23 protein-coding genes are annotated in these 22,645 nt (G+C 71.1%); 13 read left to right on the top strand and 10 right to left on the bottom strand.

Translation table 11 applies throughout. From position 1 onward, the window contains the following. Positions 1 to 91: 91 nt before the first annotated feature. The 5 genes from ACFQ9Z_RS05350 to ACFQ9Z_RS05330 form a co-directional block, all read right to left on the bottom strand. Positions 92 to 1,231, bottom strand: a complete 1,140-nt coding sequence (locus tag ACFQ9Z_RS05350; RefSeq protein ID WP_383010971.1) for a DUF475 domain-containing protein — start codon at positions 1,229 to 1,231, stop codon at positions 92 to 94. 179 nt (positions 1,232 to 1,410) lie between these two features. Beyond that, positions 1,411 to 1,989 carry a TerD family protein gene (locus ACFQ9Z_RS05345; RefSeq protein ID WP_383010968.1) on the bottom strand — a complete coding sequence of 193 codons (579 nt, stop codon included), beginning with the start codon at positions 1,987 to 1,989 and terminating at the stop codon, positions 1,411 to 1,413. A gap of 116 nt (positions 1,990 to 2,105) precedes the next feature. Beyond that, positions 2,106 to 2,681, bottom strand: a complete 576-nt coding sequence (locus ACFQ9Z_RS05340) for a TerD family protein (RefSeq protein WP_383010965.1) — start codon at positions 2,679 to 2,681, stop codon at positions 2,106 to 2,108. Between the two features lie 114 nt (positions 2,682 to 2,795). Then, complete coding sequence (locus tag ACFQ9Z_RS05335) at positions 2,796 to 3,254, bottom strand: peroxiredoxin (protein ID WP_383010962.1); 459 nt, start codon at positions 3,252 to 3,254, stop codon at positions 2,796 to 2,798. 126 nt (positions 3,255 to 3,380) lie between these two features. Then, positions 3,381 to 3,818: a DUF3052 domain-containing protein gene (locus ACFQ9Z_RS05330; protein WP_174266299.1), complete on the bottom strand. Its 438-nt coding sequence runs from the start codon at positions 3,816 to 3,818 to the stop codon at positions 3,381 to 3,383. A 407-nt stretch (positions 3,819 to 4,225) separates the two neighbouring features. Here ACFQ9Z_RS05330 and aceE point away from each other — a divergent pair, with 407 nt between their 5' ends. Both aceE and ACFQ9Z_RS05320 read left to right on the top strand, forming a co-directional pair. Continuing rightward, positions 4,226 to 6,973, top strand: coding sequence for a pyruvate dehydrogenase (acetyl-transferring), homodimeric type (gene aceE, locus ACFQ9Z_RS05325; RefSeq protein WP_383010958.1), 2,748 nt, complete (start codon positions 4,226 to 4,228; stop codon positions 6,971 to 6,973). Between the two features lie 86 nt (positions 6,974 to 7,059). Continuing rightward, a complete protein-coding gene (locus tag ACFQ9Z_RS05320; RefSeq protein WP_143631893.1) occupies positions 7,060 to 7,812 on the top strand; it encodes a potassium channel family protein in 753 nt (250 codons plus the stop codon). A 328-nt stretch (positions 7,813 to 8,140) separates the two neighbouring features. On the opposite strand, the gene ACFQ9Z_RS05315 is transcribed toward ACFQ9Z_RS05320, so the two are convergent. Both ACFQ9Z_RS05315 and ACFQ9Z_RS05310 read right to left on the bottom strand, forming a co-directional pair. Next, complete coding sequence (locus ACFQ9Z_RS05315) at positions 8,141 to 8,449, bottom strand: small hydrophobic protein (RefSeq protein ID WP_174266320.1); 309 nt, start codon at positions 8,447 to 8,449, stop codon at positions 8,141 to 8,143. Positions 8,450 to 8,685: 236 nt separating this feature from the next. Continuing rightward, on the bottom strand, positions 8,686 to 10,305 hold the full coding sequence (locus ACFQ9Z_RS05310) for an MFS transporter (RefSeq protein WP_383010954.1): 1,620 nt from the start codon (positions 10,303 to 10,305) through the stop codon (positions 8,686 to 8,688). 114 nt (positions 10,306 to 10,419) lie between these two features. Here ACFQ9Z_RS05310 and ACFQ9Z_RS05305 point away from each other — a divergent pair, with 114 nt between their 5' ends. The 3 genes from ACFQ9Z_RS05305 to ACFQ9Z_RS05295 all read left to right on the top strand — a co-directional run bounded on the left by ACFQ9Z_RS05305 (position 10,420) and on the right by ACFQ9Z_RS05295 (position 13,276). Beyond that, entirely contained in the window at positions 10,420 to 11,046 is a 627-nt protein-coding gene (locus ACFQ9Z_RS05305) for a TetR family transcriptional regulator (RefSeq protein ID WP_383010951.1), read from the top strand. 91 nt (positions 11,047 to 11,137) lie between these two features. After that, positions 11,138 to 12,355, top strand: coding sequence for an alpha/beta hydrolase (locus ACFQ9Z_RS05300; protein WP_383010948.1), 1,218 nt, complete (start codon positions 11,138 to 11,140; stop codon positions 12,353 to 12,355). A 66-nt stretch (positions 12,356 to 12,421) separates the two neighbouring features. Next, complete coding sequence (locus ACFQ9Z_RS05295; protein ID WP_383010945.1) at positions 12,422 to 13,276, top strand: DUF4429 domain-containing protein; 855 nt, start codon at positions 12,422 to 12,424, stop codon at positions 13,274 to 13,276. A gap of 21 nt (positions 13,277 to 13,297) precedes the next feature. Here the strand turns inward: ACFQ9Z_RS05295 and ACFQ9Z_RS05290 are convergent, their stop codons facing one another. Beyond that, the gene (locus ACFQ9Z_RS05290; protein WP_383010942.1) at positions 13,298 to 13,753 is read right to left on the bottom strand and encodes a MerR family transcriptional regulator; all 456 of its coding nucleotides are present in this window, start codon (positions 13,751 to 13,753) and stop codon (positions 13,298 to 13,300) included. A 97-nt stretch (positions 13,754 to 13,850) separates the two neighbouring features. Here ACFQ9Z_RS05290 and ACFQ9Z_RS05285 point away from each other — a divergent pair, with 97 nt between their 5' ends. Together ACFQ9Z_RS05285 and ACFQ9Z_RS05280 are read left to right on the top strand one after the other, a co-directional pair. Further along, on the top strand, positions 13,851 to 14,321 hold the full coding sequence (locus ACFQ9Z_RS05285) for a GNAT family N-acetyltransferase (RefSeq protein ID WP_383010939.1): 471 nt from the start codon (positions 13,851 to 13,853) through the stop codon (positions 14,319 to 14,321). An 18-nt stretch (positions 14,322 to 14,339) separates the two neighbouring features. Then, positions 14,340 to 15,161: a serine hydrolase domain-containing protein gene (locus ACFQ9Z_RS05280; RefSeq protein WP_383010936.1), complete on the top strand. Its 822-nt coding sequence runs from the start codon at positions 14,340 to 14,342 to the stop codon at positions 15,159 to 15,161. A 21-nt stretch (positions 15,162 to 15,182) separates the two neighbouring features. Here the strand turns inward: ACFQ9Z_RS05280 and ACFQ9Z_RS05275 are convergent, their stop codons facing one another. Then, positions 15,183 to 15,836, bottom strand: coding sequence for a pirin family protein (locus ACFQ9Z_RS05275; RefSeq protein ID WP_383011821.1), 654 nt, complete (start codon positions 15,834 to 15,836; stop codon positions 15,183 to 15,185). 75 nt (positions 15,837 to 15,911) lie between these two features. On the opposite strand from ACFQ9Z_RS05275, the gene fasR reads away from it, so the two are divergent. The 5 genes from fasR to fabF all read left to right on the top strand — a co-directional run bounded on the left by fasR (position 15,912) and on the right by fabF (position 20,882). Then, positions 15,912 to 17,117, top strand: a complete 1,206-nt coding sequence (gene fasR, locus ACFQ9Z_RS05270) for a fatty acid biosynthesis transcriptional regulator FasR (RefSeq protein ID WP_383010933.1) — start codon at positions 15,912 to 15,914, stop codon at positions 17,115 to 17,117. Positions 17,118 to 17,206: 89 nt separating this feature from the next. Next, complete coding sequence (locus ACFQ9Z_RS05265) at positions 17,207 to 18,154, top strand: ACP S-malonyltransferase (protein WP_143631919.1); 948 nt, start codon at positions 17,207 to 17,209, stop codon at positions 18,152 to 18,154. A gap of 17 nt (positions 18,155 to 18,171) precedes the next feature. Then, positions 18,172 to 19,203, top strand: a complete 1,032-nt coding sequence (locus ACFQ9Z_RS05260) for a ketoacyl-ACP synthase III (RefSeq protein ID WP_383010929.1) — start codon at positions 18,172 to 18,174, stop codon at positions 19,201 to 19,203. Positions 19,204 to 19,283: 80 nt separating this feature from the next. Next, complete coding sequence (locus ACFQ9Z_RS05255) at positions 19,284 to 19,532, top strand: acyl carrier protein (RefSeq protein WP_018545314.1); 249 nt, start codon at positions 19,284 to 19,286, stop codon at positions 19,530 to 19,532. Between the two features lie 87 nt (positions 19,533 to 19,619). After that, complete coding sequence (gene fabF / locus ACFQ9Z_RS05250) at positions 19,620 to 20,882, top strand: beta-ketoacyl-ACP synthase II (protein WP_383010926.1); 1,263 nt, start codon at positions 19,620 to 19,622, stop codon at positions 20,880 to 20,882. A 103-nt stretch (positions 20,883 to 20,985) separates the two neighbouring features. On the opposite strand, the gene ACFQ9Z_RS05245 is transcribed toward fabF, so the two are convergent. Then, on the bottom strand, positions 20,986 to 21,480 hold the full coding sequence (locus ACFQ9Z_RS05245) for a DUF3145 domain-containing protein (RefSeq protein WP_383010923.1): 495 nt from the start codon (positions 21,478 to 21,480) through the stop codon (positions 20,986 to 20,988). A 257-nt stretch (positions 21,481 to 21,737) separates the two neighbouring features. On the opposite strand from ACFQ9Z_RS05245, the gene ACFQ9Z_RS05240 reads away from it, so the two are divergent. Further along, positions 21,738 to 22,640: an SGNH/GDSL hydrolase family protein gene (locus tag ACFQ9Z_RS05240; RefSeq protein WP_383010920.1), complete on the top strand. Its 903-nt coding sequence runs from the start codon at positions 21,738 to 21,740 to the stop codon at positions 22,638 to 22,640. Positions 22,641 to 22,645 lie beyond the last annotated feature (5 nt).

Genomic DNA, 22,645 nt, shown 5'->3' with positions numbered 1-22,645 from the left:
CGCCACACCCCGTCACGTCCCTGATCTTGCCCCTGAGGGGCCTCGTCCGGCCTGATCAGGACGAGGCGGCCCCGGGGGCTCGCCGGGGCCGTCAGACCCCGGAGGAGACCTCCGCCCTGTCGTCGGAGCCCTCGCCCGCGGCGGCGAGGGCGCGGTTGCGGCGGACGGAGGACCAGAAGGACCAGGCGATCAGGACGACGCCGACGAGGCCGGTGATGACCTCGTTGATCTGGTACTGGATGGTGACCATGAGGATCACGGCGAGGGCGCCGATGGCGTAGTGGGCGCCGTGCTCGAGGTAGACGTAGTCGTCGAGGGTGCCCTGGCGGACCAGGTACACGGTCAGGGACCGGACGTACATCGCGCCGATGCCGAGGCCGAGCGCCATCAGGACGATGTCGTTGGTGATGGCGAAGGCGCCGATCACACCGTCGAAGGAGAACGACGCGTCCAGCACCTCGAGGTAGAGGAACATGAAGAACGCCGCCTGGCCGGCCAGGACGACCGCGGAGCGCTTCTTCCCGGTGCGCTCGGCCTCTTCCTCCTCCTCGTGCTCGCGTTCCTCCTGCTCCTCCAGGCGGTCCTCGAAGAACCCGGACAGCCCGCCGACGATCATGTAGGTGATCAGGCCGGCGATGCCGGCGATCAGGACCGTCTGCGCCTTGTCGACGTGGGCGCCGCCGTGCTGGTGGGCGTGGGTGGCGAAGGTGAAGGCGGTGACGAGCAGGACGATCAGGGCGATGCAGACCGACAGCATGTCGACCTTGCCGAGCTTGGCGAGCGGCCGCTCGATCCAGCGCAGCCACTGGATGTCCCGGTCCTCGAAGATGAAGTCGAGGAAGATCATCAGCAGGAACATGCCACCGAACGCGGCGATCGCCGGGTGGGCGTCGGTGACGAGTTCCTGGTAGCGGTCCTTGTTGTTGAGCGCGAGGTCGACGGCCTTGACCGGGCCCATCTTGGCGCTGATCGCGACGATGACGACGGGGAAGACCAGCCGCATGCCGAAGACGGCGATGAGGACGCCGACGGTGAGGAAGATCTTCTGCCAGAAGGCGCTCATCTTCTTCAGGATCCCGGCGTTGACCACCGCGTTGTCGAACGACAGCGAGATCTCGAGGATCGCGAGGATCGCCACGATGCCGAAGGCGGTCCACCCTCCGTAGAACGCCGCCGCGACCAGACCGAGCGCGGTGACCGCGAACGACCAGCCGAAGGTTTTCAGAAGCACTGGCTACCCCATCGTGTTGTGGGGGCACCTCCCAGACGTCGTCTGGGGGGCGACTTTCCCCCTCGCCGTACTCGGCTTTGCTAAGTGTTGACCACGAGTCTAGAGGGGCACGCCCCCGGGAGGGACGGCCAGGGCGGCCTCCGCGGGCGGCGGAGGCCGTACGGCCGGGCGGCTGTGCGTCAGGAGACGTTGACCCCGAAGTCCAGGGCGATGCCCCTCAGACCCGACGCGTACCCCTGGCCCACGGCTCGGAACTTCCACTCGCTCTGGTACCGGTACAGCTCGCCGAAGATCATGGCGGTCTCGGTGGAGGCGTCCTCGCTCAGGTCGTAGCGGGCCAGCTCCTGGCCGTCGGCCTGGTTGACCACGCGGATGAAGGCGTTGGAGACCTGGCCGAAGGTCTGGCCGCGCTCGTCGGCGAGGTGGATCGAGACGGGGAAGATGATCTTCTCGCACTGCTGCGGGACCCTGGTCAGGTCCACCAGGATCGACTCGTCGTCGCCCTCGCCCTCACCGGTGAGGTTGTCGCCGGTGTGCTCGACCGAGCCGTCGGGGCTCGTGAGCTGGTTGTAGAACACGAACCACTCGTCGCCCAGCACCCGGTTCCCGGCGCCGCACAGCAGGGCACTGGCGTCCAGGTCGAAGGGGGCGCCGGTGGTGGACCGCGCGTCCCAGCCGAGCCCGATCATGACGTTGGTGAGGTTCGGTGCGGCCTTGGAGAGGGAGACGTTGCCTCCCTTGGCGAGCGTGACGCCCATGATGCTGGTCCTCCCCTAGCGGTGCTTCTTTGGTTGTCCTGCACTCCCCCGAAGGGGGACCCCCAGGCGCCGCCCCGTGAACGGTGCGGCGCCCGATGCCGGTGCGGTCCTGCGTGTCAGACGTTGACGCCGAAGTCCTGCGCGATGCCGCGCAGACCGGAGGCGTACCCCTGGCCGATGGCGCGGAACTTCCACTCCGCGCCGTGCCGGTAGAGCTCGCCGAAGACCATGGCGGTCTCGGTGGAGGCGTCCTCGCTCAGGTCGTAGCGGGCGATCTCCTGCTGGTTGGCCTGGTTGACGACGCGGATGAACGCGTTGCGCACCTGGCCGAAGGACTGCTGGCGGTTCTCGGCGTCGTAGATCGACACCGGGAAGACGATCTTGTCGACGTCGGTCGGGACGCCGGCGAGGTTCACCTTGATCTGCTCGTCGTCGCCCTCGCCCTCACCGGTGAGGTTGTCGCCGGTGTGCTCGACCGAGCCGTCGGGGCTCTTGAGGTTGTTGAAGAAGACGAAGTGCTGGTCGCTCGCGACCTTGCCGGAGTTGTTCAGCAGCAGCGCGCTGGCGTCGAGGTCGAAGTCGGAGCCGGTCGTGGTGCGCACGTCCCACCCCAGACCGACGATGACGGCGGTCAGGCCCGGGGCCTCCTTCGTCAGCGATACGTTGCCGCCCTTGCTGAGGCTGACTCCCACGGGTCCTCCATGTGGTGTCCAGGGGCGGGAAGCCCCGTCGTGCTTCGGATATGGGATCAACGTGCCGATCCTAGTGACGGGTTCCCGCCCTGCGCAGACCGTGGACCCGCAGCGTCAGAGGGTGTCGAGCGCCTTCACGTACTCGTTCAGGTCCCGGGCGTCCGGCAGTCCGTTGACCACGGTCCACCGCACGACGCCCTCCTTGTCGATGATGAAGGTGCCCCGGACGGCGCAGCCCTTGTCCTCGTCGAAGACGCCGTAGGCGCGCGAGACGTTGCCGTGCGGCCAGAAGTCGCTCAGCAGCGGGTACTCGAGGCCCTCCTGCTCGGCGAAGACGCGCAGGGTGTGGATCGAGTCGTTGGAGACGGCGAGCAGCTGGGTGTCGCGGTCGGCGAACTTCGGCAGGTTGTCGCGCAGCTCGCACAGCTCGCCGGTGCACACGCCGGTGAAGGCGAAGGGGTAGAAGAGCAGCACCACGTTCTTCTCGCCGTGGAAGCCGGAGAGGCTGACGGTGCGGCCGTGGTTGTCCTTGAGCTCGAAATCGGGCGCCTTGTCGCCGACCTGGATCGCCATCGTCGTGCATCCCTTCGGTGGACCGTTCGGGTCAGAGCGCGGCAAGCGCTCGCCTCCACCCTACGCAGCGATCACCGGGGGGCCCGCGGCGGCCGGGCCGGACCCTCGGGTCCGGCCCGGCGGCGGTCACTTCTTGGACTTGGCCGCCTTCGGCGTCGCCAGACGGCTGCCGCTCCAGTCCTTGCCGACGCTGACGCTCTTGGACGCGGTCAGGCCGGCGGTCGTCGCGGCCTCCGAGATGTCGCTCGGCTCCACGTATCCGCTGCGGCCGGTCTTCGGCGTGAGCAGCAGGATGGCGCCGCCCTCCTCGATGTACGTGGTGGCATCGACGAGCGCATCGGTGAGATCACCGTCCTCGTCGCGGAACCACAGCACGACGGCGTCGGCCACGTCGTCATATTCCTCGTCCATCAGGTCGCCTCCGACGGCTTCCTCGATGGCCTCGCGGAGTTCCTGGTCGACGTCGTCGTCGTAGCCGATCTCCTGGACCACCTGCCCGGGCTGGAACCCCAGCCTGGCGGCAGGGTTCGTCCGCTCCTCCGCGTGGTCCGCGGTCGCGCTCACGGGTTGCCTCCTGATCATGTCTTGGTGAATATCTCAGCCACGCGCGTGCGCGAAGCATTGGCCGTAGTCCACACGGGCGGGACCGATCGCGCAAGTACCCGGCCGTCCAGACCGCCGAAACGGTGACGATCCGGGCCGTGTCGGCGCAACTCCCGGCACCGCGTCCCGCAGGCTCGTGACCCACATCACACCGTTCTGCCCTCTTTGTTCTCTTCGGAATCATCCAGTCAAACGACTCCCGAACAAGTTTGGCAAGCCTGTCACACCCCGGGCGTATCGTTGCGTTTTGACCGATCCTGTGTGCCGGTTACCCCACGGTAGAGGTGACGTACGCCTTCCCGAGGTACACGATGGGGAACGGTGTAGGCACGAGTGAAAAAGTGGCCCTCCGACAGGTAAGGAACAGCGTGGCTTCCGGATCCGATCGCAATCCGATCATCATTGGCGGCCTTCCGAGTCAGGTTCCTGACTTCGATCCCGAAGAGACCCAGGAGTGGCTCGACTCCCTCGACGCCGCGGTCGACGAACGCGGCCGGGAGCGGGCCCGGTACCTCATGCTCCGCCTGATCGAGCGGGCCCGCGAGCGGCGCGTGGCCGTGCCCGAGATGCGCAGCACGGACTACGTCAACACGATCCCCACCCGCGCCGAGCCGTTCTTCCCCGGCAACGAGGAGATCGAGCGCAGGATCCTGAACGCGACCCGCTGGAACGCGGCCGTGATGGTCTCGCGCGCGCAGCGCCCCGGCATCGGCGTCGGCGGGCACATCGCCACCTTCGCCTCCTCCGCCTCCCTGTACGACGTGGGCTTCAACCACTTCTTCCGCGGCAAGGACGAGGGCGACGGCGGCGACCAGGTCTTCTTCCAGGGCCACGCCTCCCCCGGCATCTACGCGCGCGCGTTCCTGCTCGACCGCCTCTCCGAGAAGCAGCTCGACGGCTTCCGCCAGGAGAAGTCGAAGTACCCCGACGGCCTGTCCAGCTACCCGCACCCGCGCTCCATGCCGGACTTCTGGGAGTTCCCCACGGTCTCCATGGGCCTCGGCCCGCTCGGCGCCATCTACCAGGCGCGGATGAACCGCTACATGCAGGCCCGCGGCATCGCCGACACCTCCAGGTCGCACGTGTGGGCGTTCCTCGGCGACGGCGAGATGGACGAGCCGGAGTCGCTCGGCCAGCTGAGCATCGCGGCGCGCGAGGGCCTGGACAACCTGACCTTCGTGGTCAACTGCAACCTGCAGCGCCTTGACGGCCCGGTGCGCGGCAACGGGAAGATCATCCAGGAGCTGGAGTCGGTCTTCCGGGGCGCCGGCTGGAACGTGATCAAGCTGATCTGGGACCGCTCCTGGGACCCGCTGCTAGCGCAGGACCGGGACGGTGTGCTGGTCAACAAGATGAACACCACTCCGGACGGCCAGTTCCAGACCTACGCGACCGAGACCGGCGCGTACATCCGCGACCACTTCTTCGGCGACGACCACCGGCTGCGCGCGATGGTCGAGAACATGAGCGACCACCAGATCCTGATGCTGGGCCGCGGCGGTCACGACCACCGGAAGATCTACGCGGCGTTCAAGGCCGCCGTGGAGCACAAGGGCCAGCCGACGGTCATCCTGGCCAAGACGGTCAAGGGGTGGACGCTCGGCCCGAACTTCGAGGGCCGCAACGCCACGCACCAGATGAAGAAGCTGACGGTCGACGACCTCAAGCGCTTCCGCGACCGGCTGCACCTGCCGATCTCCGACAAGGAGCTGGAGTCCGGCGCGCCGCCGTACTACCACCCGGGGCGCGACTCCGAGGAGATCCAGTACATGCACGACCGCCGCAAGCAGTGCGGCGGGTACGTGCCGACGCGGGTGGTCCGCGCCGAGCCGCTCGCGCTGCCGGACGACAAGGCGTACGCGACCGTGAAGAAGGGCAGCGGTCAGCAGTCCATCGCCACGACCATGGCGTTCGTGCGGCTGCTGAAGGACCTCATGCGGGACAAGGAGATCGGCAGGCGGTTCGTACTGATCGCGCCGGACGAGTACCGCACGTTCGGCATGGACTCCTTCTTCCCGAGCGCGAAGATCTACAACCCGCTCGGCCAGCAGTACGAGGCGGTCGACCGCGATCTGCTGCTCGCGTACAAGGAGTCGCCGACCGGCCAGATGCTGCACGACGGCATCTCCGAGGCGGGCTGCACGGCCTCGCTGATCGCGGCCGGCTCGGCCTACGCCACGCACGGCGAGCCGCTGATCCCGGTGTACGTCTTCTACTCGATGTTCGGTTTCCAGCGCACCGGCGACCAGTTCTGGCAGATGGCGGACCAGCTCGCGCGCGGCTTCGTCCTGGGCGCGACCGCGGGACGCACCACCCTGACGGGTGAGGGCCTGCAGCACGCGGACGGCCACTCGCAGCTCCTCGCCTCGACCAACCCGGCGTGTGTGGCCTACGACCCGGCCTACGGCTACGAGATCGCGCACATCGTGCAGGACGGCCTGCGCCGGATGTACGGCGGCGACGCCGAGCACCCGCACGGCGAGGACGTCTTCTACTACCTCACCGTCTACAACGAGCCCATCCGGCACCCGGCCGAGCCGGCGAACGTGGACGCCGAGGGCATCGTCAAGGGCGTGTACAAGCTGAGCGAGGGTACGGCCGGCTCGATCCCGGCGCAGATCATGGCGTCGGGTGTCGCGGTGCCGTGGGCGCTGGAGGCGCAGCGGCTCCTGGCCGAGGACTGGAACGTCAGGGCGGACGTCTGGTCGGCGACCTCGTGGAACGAGCTGCGGCGCGAGGCCGTGGCCTGCGAGGAGCACAACCTGCTGCACCCGGAGGAGGAGCAGCGGGTGCCGTACGTGACGCGCAAGCTCGGCGACTCCGAGGGGCCGTTCGTGGCGGTGTCCGACTGGATGCGGTCGGTCCCGGACCAGATCGCGCGCTGGGTGCCGGGGACCTACCAGTCCCTGGGCGCGGACGGCTTCGGATTCGCCGACACCCGGGGTGCGGCGCGGCGGTTCTTCCACATCGACGCGCAGTCGATCGTGGTGGCGGTGCTGACCGAGCTGACCCGGGACGGCAAGATCGACCGGTCCGTGCTGAAGCAGGCCATCGACCGCTACCAGCTGCTGGACGTGTCGGCGGCGGATCCGGGGGCGGCCGGCGGCGACGCGTGACACCGCGCGGCCTGTGACAGGGCCGCGGGTGTGAGGGCGGCGGAGTCATGGACTCCGCCGCCCTTCGTCTTCCCTACGATGCGGGCATGGAGACGAACGCGGCGCAGGCGGCGCAGGCGCGGTGGGAGCGGCTCACACAACGGCCGCTGCTGGCGCTGGCCGTGGCCTTCGCCGTCGCGTACGCCGTGCCCATCGTGGACGGTTCGGCGGGACACTCGCTCACGGCCCTGTGCACGGGGGTGGAGTGGGTGGTGTGGGGCGCCTTCGCCGTGGACTACCTGATGCGGCTGGGGCTCGCGCCCCGGCGCGGTGAGTTCGTGCGGCGGCACTGGCCCGACCTGTTCGCTGTGGTGCTGCCGGTGCTGCAGCCGCTCCGGCTGCTGCGGATGGTCTCCACGCTGCTGCTCGTGGGGCGGCGGGCGCGGATGGCTCCGCAGATCCGGCTGACGACGTATGTCGTGGGCTCGGTGGTCGGGTTGCTGATGTTCGGCTCGCTCGCGGTGCTCTCGGTGGAGCGGGAGTCGCCGGACGGGAACATCAGGACGCTGGGTGACGCCGTGTGGTGGTCCTTCACGACGATGACGACGGTGGGGTACGGGGACCACGCGCCGACCACCGGTCTGGGGCGGATGATCGCGGTCGGGCTGATGCTGTCCGGGATCGCGTTGCTGGGTGTCGTGACGGCGAACATCGCGGCGTGGTTCATCTCGCGGTTCGAGAAGGACGACGTGGAGGAGCGGCGGCAGACGGAGGCGATCGCCGCGCTCACGGAGGAGGTTCGGCTGCTTCGGGCGGAGGTGGCTCGGCTGGCCGGGGAGCGGGAGGGGGAGCGGCGGTAGGGGCGGCGGTGAGGGGCGGCTCCGCCAGGGGCGGTTTGGCTGTGCGGCTGGGGTTCGTCGGGTGTTGGCTCGGCTCCGTTGCATCGGCTCGGGTGTTGTCGCGTGGTGCGTGGGCCGAGTTGACCGGGCGTCCGGTGCTGACGCCGGCCCAGGGCGTTTCCCTTACCCGGGCCTGCGGAGTGCCACCCCCCACCGCCCACCCGTGCCGCCCTGGGGGTGCCCCCAGGCCCTTCAGGCACTGGGGAGGCACGCACGCCCGCAGCCACGTGGGAGAGCCCGCAGTCCGGGGCCTGGGGGCGCGGGGGCTGCGGGCTTGCGGTGGGGCGGGTCAGAGGAGGCCGTGGCCCCAGGTGGCCGCGCCTGCCAGGGCTATGAGGGACAGCAGGGTGTCGATCGCGCCCAGGACGAGGGCGACCACGGCCGGGATGTTGCGGTCGGTGGACCACTTGCGGCCCATGGACTGCCAGCCGCAGAACATCGCCACCGGGCCGAGGATGATGCCCAGCGCGAAGAATCCGGCGACCGCGCAGACCGTACCGATGATCCCGAGCGTCGCACGGTCCGGCCCGGTCCGCTGCCACGAACGGCCGCGTGACCGGGGGTACCCGCGCGTTCCGTGCCCGAAGCCTGCCATCATCAACTCCTCGATGCTCATGGACAGTTCGGCCTCACGAAGCGGGTACCCCGGTTTCCCGCGGACAGACCTGCGCGCGCTGCCCCCCTCCAGCAGCGCGCGCCGCGGCCCGGCGGCCCCCGCATGCCCTGCGGAGGACCTGACCCACTGTGACCTGCGGCGCGCGCCAGGGGCGAGGGATCTTGAGCGGAGTCACCCTGATGGGCGAACTCCGCCCGGATCGGGCATGGCAGCCGGGGTCAGATGTGGCCCACGCCCGCGCCGGCCTCCGCGTTCTGGCCCCGCTTCGTGAGCAGCGCGACGAGGACCGCGAACGCCGCCACGCCGGCCGCGACGAGGGAGGCGAGGCTCATGCCGGAGATGAACGTGTCGTGCGCGACCGAGGTGATCTTCGCGACGAGCTGCTCCGGCATGCCCTTGGCGACCGGGGCCACGCCCACCTGGACCGCCTCGGAGGCCTGGTCGAGTTGCTCCGGGGTCAGCTTCGGCAGTCCCGCGCCGGCCCAGTTGCCGGGCAGGTCGCTGTCGACCTTGGAGGCCATGACCGCGCCCAGCACCGCCGTGCCGAGGCTGCCGCCGATCTGCATGGCCGCCTGCTGCAGGCCGCCCGCCACACCGGACAGCTCCATCGGCGCGTTGCCCACGATCACCTCGGTGGCGCCGACCATGACCGGCGCAAGGCCGAAGCCCAGCAGGGCGAACCAGATCGACATCACACCGCTGCTGGTGTCGGCCTCCAGCGTCGACATGCCGTACATGGCCACCGCGGTGGCCGCCATGCCGCCGGCCAGCGGGATGCGCGGGCCCAGCTTGGTGATCGCGGCGCCCGCGAGCGGGGATCCGACGATCATCATGCCGGTGAGCGGAAGCAGGTGCAGACCCGCGTCGATGGGGCTCATGCCGTGGACGTTCTGCAGGTAGAACGTCACGAAGAACAGGCCGCCCATGAAGGCGATCGCCATCAGGACCATCAGGACGACACCCGCGGACAGCGGGACCGAGCGGAACATGCCCAGCGGGATCAGCGGCTCGGCGACCCGCGTCTCCCAGAGCGCGAACAGGACGAAGAGCAGCGCCGAGGCGCCGATGAAGCCCCAGGTCTTGACGTCGCCCCAGCCCCAGGTCGGGGCCTTGATGAGCGCCCACACCAGGCAGAACATCGCGCCGGAGAGCAGGGCGATGCCCGGCAGGTCGAAGGAGCGCGGGGCGTTCTTCGCGCGGTGGTCCAGCAGGATCAGCAGGCCCAGCAGCAGGGCGAGGGCGCCGACCGGCACGTTGATGAAGAACACCGACTGCCAGTTGACGTGTTCGACCAGGACGCCGCCGAGGATCGGGCCGCCCGCGGTGGAGGCGCCGATGACCATGCCCCAGATGCCGATCGCCATGTTCAGCTTCTCGGCCGGGAAGGTGGCCCGCAGCAGGCCCAGCGCGGCCGGCATCAGCAGCGCGCCGAACAGGCCCTGCAGGACCCGGAAGGTGACGACCGCGGCGATGCTGTTGGACAGGCCGATGGCGCCCGAGGCGGCGGCGAAGCCGGTCACGCCGATCAGGAAGGTCTGGCGGTGGCCGAAGCGGTCACCGAGCTTGCCCGCGGTGATCAGGCAGACCGCGAGGGCGAGGAAGTAGCCGTTGGTGATCCACTGGACGTCGGCGAAGCTCGCGCCCAGGTCCTTCTGGATGGCCGGGTTGGCGATGGCCACGATGGTGCCGTCGAGGGCCACCATCATGACCCCTACGGCGACGGTGATGAGGGTGAGCCATGGGTGGCCGCGCAGCCCCGCGGCCGGGGTCGGCCCCGACGGGTCGGTCGATGCCCGGTCCCCCGGTCCCGTCGTGTCGATGGTGGTCTGACTAGTCATACCGTCGAGGCTAGTGTCAGTCACTGACAGTTGACAAACCAATTCACAAGTCGGTTACTGACACGACATCGGCGCATAGCCTGAGCTTGAGGGACGTTCACCGGGAGAGGCCAGATGGAGACGCTGCGGGACCGCAAGAAGCGGCGCACTCGGGAGGCGCTGCTGCGGGCCGCTCTCGAACTGTTCACCACGCAGGGCTACGAGCACACCACCGTCGACGAGATCGCCGAGGCCGTCGACGTCTCGCAGCGCACCTTCTTCCGTTACTTCGCCGGCAAGGAGGAGGTGGCCTTCGCCGTCCAGGAGATGACGGAGGCCCTCTTCGTGGCGGCCGTCCGGGCCAGGCCGGCGCACGAGGCGCCGATGGAGGCGCTGCGGCAGGCGGTCCTGGAGGGCTGGGACGCGATACGCGAGACGGTCGATTCGGCCGTTCCGGTGGAGCTGTACCTGCGCATGTACCGAACCATAGAGTCGACGCCCGCGCTGCTCGCCGCGCATCTGCGGCGGTCCGTCGCCACCGAGGAGACGATCGCGCGGCTGCTCGCCGAACGGGAGGGCGTCGACGTGGACACCGACCCGCGGCCGCGGCTGGCCGTGGCCGTCTTCGGCGGGGTGATGAGGGTCACCGAACGGCAGTGGTGCACCGGTGACGACTTCAGTCTCGAGGCGATCCGGCGTCTGACGGTGTCGTACCTGGACCAGTTGGGCCCGGCGCTCACCGGCAACTGGCGGGCGGGCTGAGGACGTTACGGACCGTTCGACCTCTACCGAAACGTGATACCCGTCACTCGGTTACCCCGAGACCCTCTCGTTCTCCTAGTGTGTCCTCCCAGTGACTTCCTTCGACACCTCCCCGCAGCTCAACGTCTGGCGCGCCATGCTCGCCCTGGCCGTCGTGTTCGTGATGCTCGCGACCACCGGCTGGACCGCCATGCGCACCCAGCGGGAGTCGACCGCGCTGCAGCACTCCCTCGACAAGTGGGAGCACGGCACGCTGCGCGGCCTGCACCTGCCGGACCCCGAGGCGGCCCCCGCACGGCTCACCCGGTTCTTCGCCTCGCTCACTCCGCACGAGCGCGACCGGCTGGCCCACCGCTATCCCCTGGCGGTCGGCAACATGAACGGCGCCCCCGTCAAGCTGCGCTACCGCGCCAACCGCATCGCGCTGGGCCAGGCGCGTGAGGTCGAGCGGCGCCGCATGCACGACAGCCGGATCAGCAGGGCCGGACAGCAGGACGCGGGCCAGCGGATGGAGCGCTACGCGGCGCTGATGCGGCCGGGCCGGCACATCCTCGCCTTCGACCCCGCGGGCTCGGGCCGGGTCGCGGAGGTGTTCGGCAGCCTCACCAGGGCCGACCGCATCTCCGTCGTCGTGCCCGGTGTCGACACCGACCTGCTCACCTTCCAGCGGACGTACCGCAAGTACAGCGCCCCGGTCGGCATGGCCGAGGCGCTGTACGCCGCCGAGCGGGCGGAGCGGCCCTCGACCCGCACGGCCGTGATCGCCTGGGCCGACTACACCGCGCCGGCCGGACTCGGCGTGGACGCGGCCACCGGTCTGCGCGCCGAGGAGGGCGCCGTCCGCCTGAACGCGCTGCTGCACGGTCTGCCCGGCAGGGCGCCGGTGTCGATGTTCTGCCACAGCTACGGCTCGGTGGTCTGCGGGGTCGCCGCGCACGGCATGCCGGGCCGGGTGACCGACCTGGCGGTGGCGGCGAGCCCCGGGATGCGCGCCGCCAGCGCCTCCCGCCTGGGCACCTCGGCCCGGGTGTGGGCGATGCGGGACGCCAGCGACTGGGTGCAGGACGTGCCGTACCTGGAACTCGGCGGGCTGGGCCACGGGGCCGACCCGGTGTCCTCCGCGTTCGGCGCGCGGGTCCTGTCGGCCCGCGACGCGAAGGGCCACAGCGGCTACTTCCAGCCGGGCACGGACAGCCTGCGCAACCTCGCGCACGTCGGCGTCGGCGCGTACGACGCGGTGACGTGCGCACGCGAAGACGATGCCTGCCGGACGGGTCTGCCCCGCACGACGACGGCCGGACGCGCGTAGAAACAGCAGGAAGTGCGGTCTGCGCGGGTGGCGACGGAGGAGCACGTGCCGCATACGATGAGCCGCATGGGTGACGTACTGGCGGGTTTTCATGCCGTCTGGGAGTTCGAGTCCGACTCCGTGCTCATCCGCTACGAACGGGGGATTCGGACACCCAAGCTGTTCCAGGCGCTGGGCGAGCGGCGCATTCCGCTGGCCGCGGTCGAGGAGGTGACCCTCACTCCCGGCAAGCGCGGCTCGGTGGCACTGCGGCTGCGGCCGCGCCCCGGCGCCGACCCGCTGATGGACGCGGCGGCCGGGCAGTTGCGCGAGGGCTCCGACCCCTACCGGCTGGTGCTGCCGGCCGAGCGGGCGACCCTCGCCGAGTACTACGCCGACGAGCTGAGACCGCTGCTGACCGGGTCCGGGCCGGAGCCCCCCGAGCGCTACCTGGTGGCCGCCCCCGAGGCCCCGCTGCAGTTCAAGGCGTACGACGCGAAGGCGGTCTTCGACGGGACCCGGGTGCACTTCCGCTGGTCGTGGACCGGGGCGTCCTCGGCGAAGTGGAAAGCCGGGGACCAGAGTTGGGCGGTCACCGAGCTCAGCGCGGTGGAGTGGCGCTCGCCGGAGGCCTTCGAGGGGCATCTGCGCCTGGTACCCCGCGACGGCGGTTCCACCCGTCCCGCACAGCCCGACCAGGATCCGGCGGCCGTCGTCTTCGGCCTCGGCTACGGGCCGGTGCACGAGTCCCTGCCGTTCGCCGCCGCCGTCCTCGCGGCGCTGCGGAGCCGGGGGCCGGTGCCGGTGGCCCCGGTGCCGGCACGGCGGGACCCGGCCGACATCGCCGAGCGCATCCGGCATCTCGGCGAACTGCACCAGGCGGGCCTGGTCACCGACGAGGAGTTCTCCTCGAAGAAGGCCGAATTACTGGCCGAGCTGTAGCGGCGCCGCGCGGCGGGCGGGTCAGCGCCCCGTGGCGTAGAAGCTGATCTTCCGGTCCAGCACCGCCAGGGTGCCGTGCAGTTCCGCGATCCGGGCCAGGACGTCCCGGCGGGTCGACTCCAGCAGTTCCTGGCGCTCGGCGTAGGTGCTCTCGCCCTCGCGCACCAGTTCCGCGTACCGGACCATGTCGGCCACCGGCATGCCGGTCAGCCGGAGCTTGTTCACGAACTCCAGCCAGTCCAGGTCGCGGTTGCTGTAGCGGCGCTGACCGGTGTGCGAGCGGTCGACGTGCGGCATCAGGCCGATCCGCTCGTACCAGCGCAGCGTGTGTGCGGTCAGACCGGTGAAGGCGACGACCTCGCTGATCGTGTAGCGGTCCTGGCCTTCGGGGCGGGGGTGGCGCCGGGGCGGGGCGGAGCAGATGTCGGCGGGGGTTGCTCGCCCGGCGGCCGCTGGCGTGGTCTGCATCACCGTCATGTCCCCAACGCTATGGCCTTGGAGTGCACTCCAGGCAAGCGGCTCCGGTGAGAAAAGGGAGAGACGGCCGTCGGGTGCGGTGGTTAGCGTGCGCGGTATGACTCTCGTACGCCGGGCCGGACCCGAGGACGCCGCGGAAGTGCTGCGGCTGCGCCAGGTCATGATCGACTCGATGGCCCTCGCCGACCGGTCCACCGACTGGCACGCCGAGTCCCTGCCCGAACTGCGGGCGAGGCTCGGGGAGCCGGAGGGCGACTTCGCGGCCTTCGTCGTGGACCACCCCGAGCGGCCGGGGGCACTGGCCGCGCTGGTGGCCGGCACGCTCGACTACCGGATCGGACGGGCGGGCAACCCGCTCGGCACGGTCGGGTACGCCTTCAGCGTCGCCACCGACCCGGACGCCCGAAGGCGCGGGTACGCGCGCGCGTGCATGGACACGCTGCTCGGCTGGTTCCGCGAGCGCGGCGCCGACCGGGTGCAGCTCACCACGTCCGCCGAGGGCGCGCCGCTGTACGCCTCGCTCGGCTTCCGGCCCAAGCCCGACCCGTTGCTGGAGCTGTGGCTCTGAGCGCATAGGCTCGGCCTCATGTCGTTGAAGAGCCTGGCGTCGATCGAGAACTGGCCGGTCCCCACCGCCGCGGCGGGCGTGGTGCGCGCGGACGGCACGGTCGTGGGCACCCACGGCCCGGCCGGACAGCGGTTCCCCCTCGCCTCGGTCACCAAGCCGCTGGCGGCCTACGCCGTGCTCGTGGCCTACGAGGAGGGCGCGGTCGAGCTGGACGAGCCGGCCGGGCCGCCCGGCGCCACGGTCCGCCATCTGCTCGCCCACACCTCCGGGCTGGCCTTCGACGAGCACCGGGTGACGGCCCCGCCAGGGGAGCGGCGGCTGTACTCCAACGCGGGGTTCGAGCAGCTCGGCGACCACGTGGCCAAGGCGACCGACATCCCGTTCGCCGAGTACCTGCGGCAGGCGGTGCTGGAGCCGCTGGGGATGACGTCGACCTCGCTGGCGGGGTCGCCGGCCAGGGACGGGGTGTCCACGGTGGAGAACCTGCTGCGGTTCGCGGCCGAGGTGCAGGCGCCGCGACTGCTCGACCCGCGTACGGTGGCCGCCGCGATGAGCGTGCAGTATCCGGGGGTGAAGGGCGTCCTGCCCGGCTACGGGCACCAGAACCCGAACGACTGGGGGCTGGGGTTCGAGATCCGGGACTCCAAGTCGCCGCACTGGACGGGGGCTTCGTCGTCGCCGCGGACGTTCGGGCACTTCGGGCAGTCCGGCACGTTCCTGTGGATCGACCCGGACGCGGAGGCGGCCGGAGTCGCGCTGACGGACAGGGCGTTCGGGCCCTGGGCGGTGGAGGCGTGGCCGGTGTTCACGGACGCGGTGCTGGCGGAGCTGCGGGGCTGAGGCCCGCCGGGGCGCCCGCGGCTACGGCCCCATCTCCCACAGCAGCAGTTCCGACGGCGTGACGCCCACCGCCTCCAGGGACTGCGCGTCCGTGATCCGGGCCGAGTCGCCCGGGCCCAGGGTCTCCGCCGCCAGCGTGATCCCGCCCCGGACCACATGGACGTACACGTGGGCCGCGTCCGGCACCGCCGTCCGCTCCCCCGCCGCCAGGCGGCGGACGTGGAGCATCGCGCCGGCGGCGGGCAGGGCGTAGGGGGTTGAGTCGGCGATGCCGCGGACGGTCTCGTAGGACGGGTCGCCGCCCGGCTCCAGCGGGGCCAGCCACATCTGGACGAAGGTCAGCGGGGTGTCCGCCTCGTTGCGTTCCACGTGCCGGACGCCGGCGGCCGCGGACAGGTGCTGGACGTCGCCGGGGCGCACCTTCGTCTCGTGGCCCGTGGAGTCGCGGTGGGTCAGCTCGCCCTCGACCACCCAGGTGACGATCTCGGTGTGGCTGTGCGGGTGTTCGCCGAAGCCGGCGCCAGGGGCGAGCCGCTCCTCGTTGCAGGCGATCAGCGCGCCGAAGCGCAGGTTGCCGGGGTCGTAGTGCGGGCCGAAGGAGAAGGCGTGGCGGGACGCGATCCCCGCCTCCGGGTCCCCTCCGCGGTAGCGCTCGCCGGCGCGCCGTACGTCCATCACGGGCACCACCGTAGACCGCGCACGGCACCCCGCCGACGCATGGTCCCGTCCCGATAAGGCAGTCTTGTCCCCGTGCCCGAACCCGAAACCCGCAGCGGCGGACCCGCAGCGCACGCCGTCCACCCGCATTCCGCGACCCTGAAGCGGCTGGAGAGGTCCTCCGGGAGCCTCGCCGCGCAGGCCATCGCGCGCATGGACGAGACCCTGCCGTGGTACCGGGCCATGCCGCCGGAGAACCGTTCCTGGATCGGGCTGGTGGCACAGGCGGGCATCGCCGCGTTCACCGAGTGGTTCCGGCACCCCGACGCTCCGCAGGCCATCTCCACGGACGTCTTCGGGACGGCGCCCCGCGAGCTGACCCGGGCCATCACGCTGCGGCAGACCGTGGAGATGGTGCGGACCACCATCGAGGTGATGGAGTCCGCCATCGACGAGGTGGCCGCCCCCGGGGACGAGAGCGTGCTGCGCGAGGCCCTGCTCGTGTACGCCCGGGAGATCGCGTTCGCCACCGCCCAGGTCTACGCCCAGGCCGCCGAGGCACGCGGTGCCTGGGACGCCCGGCTGGAGTCGCTCGTGGTCAACGCCGTGCTCAGCGGGGAGGCCGACGAGGGCGCCGTCAGCCGGGCCGCCGCGCTCGGCTGGAACTCTCCGGACGACGTGTGCGTCGTGCTCGGCACCGCGCCCGACGGTGACAGCGAGCTGACCGTCGAGGCCATCCGGCGCGCCGCGCGCCACGCCAAGCTGCAGGTGCTCACGGGGGTGCTCGGGGACCGTCTCGTGGTGATCGCCGGGGGCAGCCCCAATCCGCTCGCCGTCGCCAAGTCGCTGATCGGGCCGTACGCCGCCGGGCCGGTGGTCGCCGGGCCCGTCGTGCCCGACCTGCTGGCCGCCACCCGGTCCGCGCAGGCCGCCGCGGCGGGCCTGAAGGCGTGTTTCGCCTGGCAGGACGCCCCGCGGCCGGTGCTGGCGGACGATCTGCTGCCGGAGCGGGCCATCGCCGGTGATCCGGGCGCGCGCGAGCAACTGGTGGAGGAGATCTACAGACCGCTGGAGGAGGCGGGGTCGGCGCTCCTGGAAACCTTGAGTGTCTACCTGGAGCAGGCCAGCAGCCTGGAGGGCGCGGCCAGGATGCTGTTCGTTCACCCGAACACCGTGCGCTACCGGCTCCGACGTGTGACAGACGTCACCGGATGGTCGCCCTCGGATGTACGATCCGCGTTCACGCTGCGGATCGCGCTGATCCTGGGGCGTCTGGCCGACGGTGAACCCCAGGCCTAGGGTTTTGTGGGGGGCCCACAAAACCCCTACGTGTTCTTCGTCCCTGTCCCCACGGGCGGCTTCGGCCGTCCCCAAGAGAGAGTGTGAGAGTGCTCGTACTCGTCGCTCCCGGCCAGGGCGCCCAGACGCCCGGCTTCCTGACCCCCTGGCTCGAACTCCCCGGTGCCGCGGACCGCGTCGCCGCGTGGTCGGACGCCATCGGTCTTGACCTGGTCCACTACGGCACCCAGGCCGACGCGGACGCCATTCGCGACACCGCGGTGGCCCAGCCGCTGCTGGTCGCCGCCGGGATCCTGTCCGCCATGGCACTGGGTGACATGGCGGAGATCGCGCCCGGCGCCGTCGCCGGCCACAGCGTCGGCGAGATCACCGCCGCCGCCTTCGCGGGCGTCCTGGACGAGACCGCCGCGCTCGGCCTGGTCCGCCGCCGGGGACTGGCGATGGCGGACGCCGCCGCGATCACCGAGACCGGCATGTCGGCACTGCTCGGCGGTGACCCGGAGACCTCCGTCGCGCACCTGGAGAAGCTGGGCCTGACCCCGGCCAACATCAACGGCGCGGGCCAGATCGTCGCCGCCGGCACGCTGGAGCAGCTCGCCGCGCTGGCCGAGGACAAGCCCGAGGGCGTCCGCAAGGTCGTCCCGCTGAAGGTGGCCGGCGCCTTCCACACGCGCCACATGGCCCCGGCCGTCGAGGCGCTGGCCGAGGCCGCCGCCCGGCTGGCGCCCGCCGACCCCAAGCTCGCCTACGTCTCCAACAAGGACGGCCGCACGGTCGCCTCCGGCGCCGAGGTGCTCGAGCGGCTGGTCGGCCAGGTGGCCAACCCGGTGCGCTGGGACCTGTGCATGGAGACGTTCAAGGAGCTGGGCGTCACCGCGCTCGTCGAGGTGTGCCCCGGCGGCACGCTGACCGGTCTGGCCAAGCGTGCGCTGCCCGGCGTGCGCACGCTCGCCCTGAAGACCCCTGACGACCTCGACGCGGCCCGCACGCTCATCGCCGAGACTGCGACACCTGCCGCTGACGCGGCGAGCGCCTGACAAGGAGCCCAAGACCCATGTCGAAGATCAAGCCCAGCAAGGGCGCCCCGTACGCGCGCATCATCGGCGTCGGCGGCTACCGGCCGACCCGTGTGGTGCCCAACGAGGTGATCCTGGAGACGATCGACTCGTCCGACGAGTGGATCCGTTCGCGCTCCGGCATCGAGACCCGGCACTGGGCGGGCCCCGAGGAGACGGTCGCCGCGATGTCCGTCGAGGCCGCCGGCAAGGCGATCGCCGACGCGGGCATCGACGCCGAGCAGATCGGCGCCGTGGTCGTCTCGACCGTCTCGCACTTCAGCCAGACCCCGGCCGTCGCCACCGAGATCGCCGACAAGCTGGGCACGAACAAGGCCGCCGCCTTCGACATCTCGGCCGGCTGCGCGGGCTTCGGCTACGGCCTGACCCTCGCCAAGGGCATGGTGGTGGAAGGTTCCGCCGAGTACGTGCTCGTCCTCGGGGTGGAGCGGCTCAGCGACCTCACCGACCTGGAGGACCGGGCCACGGCCTTCCTGTTCGGCGACGGCGCCGGCGCGGTCGTCGTCGGCCCCTCGCGGGAGCCGGCCATCGGCCCCACGGTGTGGGGCTCCGAGGGCGACAAGGCCGGCACCATCAAGCAGACGGTTCCCTGGGACCGTTTCCGGGTCGGCGACCTCGCCGAGCTGCCCCTCGACAGGGAGGGCAACGTCAAGTTCCCTGCGATCACGCAGGAGGGCCAGGCGGTGTTCCGCTGGGCCGTGTTCGAGATGGCGAAGGTCGCCCAGCAGGCGCTGGACGCGGCCGGGATCAGCCCGGACGACCTGGACGTCTTCATTCCGCACCAGGCCAACGTGCGGATCATCGACTCGATGGTGAAGACGCTGAAGCTGCCGGAGCACGTCACGGTCGCCCGTGACATCCGCACCACCGGCAACACCTCGGCCGCCTCGATCCCGCTCGCGATGGAGCGGCTCCTGGCGACCGGGGAGGCGAAGAGCGGCGACACCGCGCTCGTCATCGGATTCGGGGCGGGTCTCGTCTACGCCGCCACGGTCGTTACCCTCCCCTAGGCACTCCGTGCCGGATCTTGCTTCCGGCTCGGTGCAAACTGCCACAAACTGTCTGGAATATCGAAGAAGGAGCGCCTGACATGGCCGCCACTCAGGAAGAGATCGTCGCCGGTCTCGCCGAGATCGTGAACGAGATCGCCGGGATCCCCACCGAGGACGTCCAGCTGGACAAGTCCTTCACCGACGACCTGGACGTCGACTCGCTGTCCATGGTCGAGGTCGTCGTCGCCGCCGAGGAGCGCTTCGACGTGAAGATCCCGGACGAGGACGTCAAGAACCTCAAGACCGTCGGTGACGCCACCGACTACATCCTCAAGCACCAGGCCTGAGTCACCCCTTAGGCCGTCAGGCTGCTAGGCCCCGCCACCCGGCGGTGGCGCCGTCGAATCCCGTTTTCCGTTGGAGAAAGAATTCCCGTGAGCCCGACCAATCGCACCGTGGTCGTCACCGGTATCGGCGCAACCACACCGCTGGGTGGCGACGCAGCCTCGTTCTGGGAGGCCCTGCTCGCCGGCAAGTCCGGTGTCGGCCCACTCGAGCAGGAGTGGGCGGCCGAGCTGCCGGTCCGCATCGCCGCGCAGATCGCCGTCGAGCCTGGCGAGATCATCCCCCGCCCGCAGGCCCGCAAGCTGGACCGGTCCGCGCAGTTCGCGCTGATCGCCGCTCAGGAGGCCTGGAAGGACGCCGGATTCACCGCCAGGGCCGGTGAGGACGCGTCCGTCAACCCCGACCGTCTCGGTGCGGTCATCGCCTCCGGCATCGGCGGTGTGACCACGCTCCTGGACCAGTACGACGTGCTCAAGGAGAAGGGCGTACGCCGCGTCTCCCCGCACACCGTGCCGATGCTGATGCCCAACTCCCCGGCGGCCAACGTCGGCATCGAGCTGGGCGCCCGCGCCGGCGTGCACACCCCCGTGTCGGCCTGCGCCTCCGGCGCGGAGGCCATCGGGTACGCGATCGAGATGATCCGCACCGGGCGTGCGGACGTGGTCGTGGCCGGTGGCACCGAGGCCGCCATCCACCCGCTTCCCATCGCCGCCTTCGGCAACATGATGGCGATGTCCAAGAACAACGACGACCCCGAGGGCGCGTCGCGTCCCTACGACGCGGGCCGCGACGGCTTCGTGCTCGGCGAGGGCGCCGGTGTGATCGTCCTGGAGTCCGAGGAGCACGCGAAGGCCCGCGGCGCCCGGATCTACGTCGAGGCGGTCGGCCAGGGCATCTCCGCCGACAGCCACCACATCACGCAGCCGGAGCCGTCCGGCAACGGCATCGCGCACGCGCTGCAGAACCTGCTGGACAACACGGACCTGAAGCCGGCCGAGATCGTGCACGTGAACGCGCACGCCACCTCGACGCCGCAGGGTGACGTAGCCGAGGTCAAGGCGCTGCGGAAGGTGTTCGGCGACGACGTCGACCACATGGCCATCTCCGCCACCAAGTCGATGACGGGTCACCTGCTGGGCGGCGCCGGCGGCATCGAGACCGTGGCCTCGATCCTGGCGCTGGTGAACCGCACGGCCCCGCCGACCATCAACGTGACGAACCTCGACCCCGAGGTCAACGCGGACGTGGTGACCGGTGAGGCCCGCGAGCTGCCCGAGGGGCGGATCGCCGTGCTGAACGACTCGTTCGGCTTCGGCGGGCACAACGTGGTCCTGGCCTTCCGGACCGTCTGAGAACGCGAAGGGGCCCCCACCGGCCGGTGGGGGCCCCTTCGCGTGTCCTGTGGGCTGTCGGGTTCTTCCGGCTGCGGGAGGCGCTCCCCGCGCGTCCGGGGGCTCAGACCACCTGGTGCAGCCAGCGCACCGGCGCGCCCTCGCCCGCGTAGCGGAAGGGTTCGAGCTCGTCGTCCCAGGGCTTGCCGAGGAGCTTGGCGATCTCCGCCTCCAGATCGGTCTCCTCGCGCCGGGAACGCGTCAGCGCCGCGCGCAGCCGGTCCTCGGGGATGAGGATGTCGCCGTGGATGCCGGTGACCGCGTGGAAGATGCCGAGGTCGGGGGTGCAGCTGTAGCGCTCGCCCTCGGCGGTGGCGCAGGGCTCGGCGGTGACCTCGAAACGCAGCAGGTGCCAGCCGCGCAGGGCGGAGGCGAGCTTGGAGGCCGTGCCGGCCTCGCCCTGCCAGGAGAACTCCGAGCGCCAGGTGCCGGGCGCCGCGGGCTGCCGGATCCAGTCGAGGCTGACGCGCGTGCCGAGCACCCCCGCGACGGCCCACTCGACGTGCGGGCACAGCGCGCGCGGCGCGGAGTGCACGTACAGAACTCCACGTGTCGTCACCGGAACCTCCGGGCAGAGCGGGACATCTTGCGGACTGGCTGGGCGGCCAGGCGCGACGGCCGCTTCGATGGCGAGGCTACCGTGCGGCGGGGCGGGGAGTGTGACGTACCGTCGGTCCCGGCGTCAGGAAACCCGCGCCATTCACCCAGGGGGACGCTTGTACGGGGGTGTGGCGTTCCAGGGTCCCCGGTCCGGGAACCCCCGCGCGTTGTCATGGGGGGAGCACACCGCACCGTCGAGCGAAGGGAGCAGCCGAGATGCGCGAGCGAGGCCACCGGGCGCGGAGCGCCGTCGCCGTGATGGCGGCGGCCGTGCTGACGCTGGCGGGCTGTGACGCCTTCGGGGGCGGCGGCGCCGGAGGCAAGAAGGGCCCGGGCACGCCCTCCGCCCGCCCCTCGGCCCGTCCGGCGCCGGTGTGGAACCGCAGCCCGGACTCGATCGCCGCGGTCGGCGACTCCATCACCAGGGGCTTCGACGCGTGCGCGGTGCTCTCCGACTGCCCCGAGGTGTCGTGGGCGACGGGCAGCGACGCCGGGGTGGACAGCCTCGCGGTGCGGCTGCTGGGGGTGCGCGGGGCGGCGGAGCGCAGCCGGAACTACGCGGTGACCGGCGCCCGGATGTCGGACCTGCCGCGGCAGATGGCCGCCGCGGCCGCCGGGCGGCCGGAGCTGGTGACGGTGATGATCGGCGCGAACGACGCCTGCCGCTCGTCGGTCTCGGCGATGACCCCGGCGGCGGAGTTCCGCGCGGACTTCGAGGAGTCGCTCGCCGAGCTGCGCACGGCGCTGCCCAGGACGCAGGTGTACGTGGCGAGCGTGCCGAACCTGCTGCGCCTGTGGTCCCAGGGCCGGACCAACCCGCTGGGCAAGCAGGTGTGGAAGCTCGGCATCTGCCCGTCGATGCTGGCCGAGGCCGACGACCTGACCGGCGCGGCCACGCGGCGCCGGGAGGAGGTGCAGCGGCGGGTGGAGGACTACAACGAGGCGCTGCGGGACGTGTGCGCCAAGGACCGCCGCTGCCGCTTCGACGGCAACGCGGTGTTCGACTTCCGCTTCGGCACCGACCAGCTCAGCCGGTGGGACTGGTTCCACCCGAGCCGCGACGGGCAGGCACGGCTTGCCGAGATCGCGTACCGCACTGTCACCGCACGGGTCCCGTGACTAGG

Origin of the sequence: Streptomyces sp. NPDC056580 (assembly GCF_042793175.1) — a bacterium.
In the GTDB taxonomy this organism is placed as follows: Bacteria; Actinomycetota; Actinomycetes; order Streptomycetales; family Streptomycetaceae; genus Streptomyces.
The sequence above is the reverse complement of the archived record's forward strand: the minus strand, read 5'-3'. Positions and strand labels throughout refer to the sequence as shown.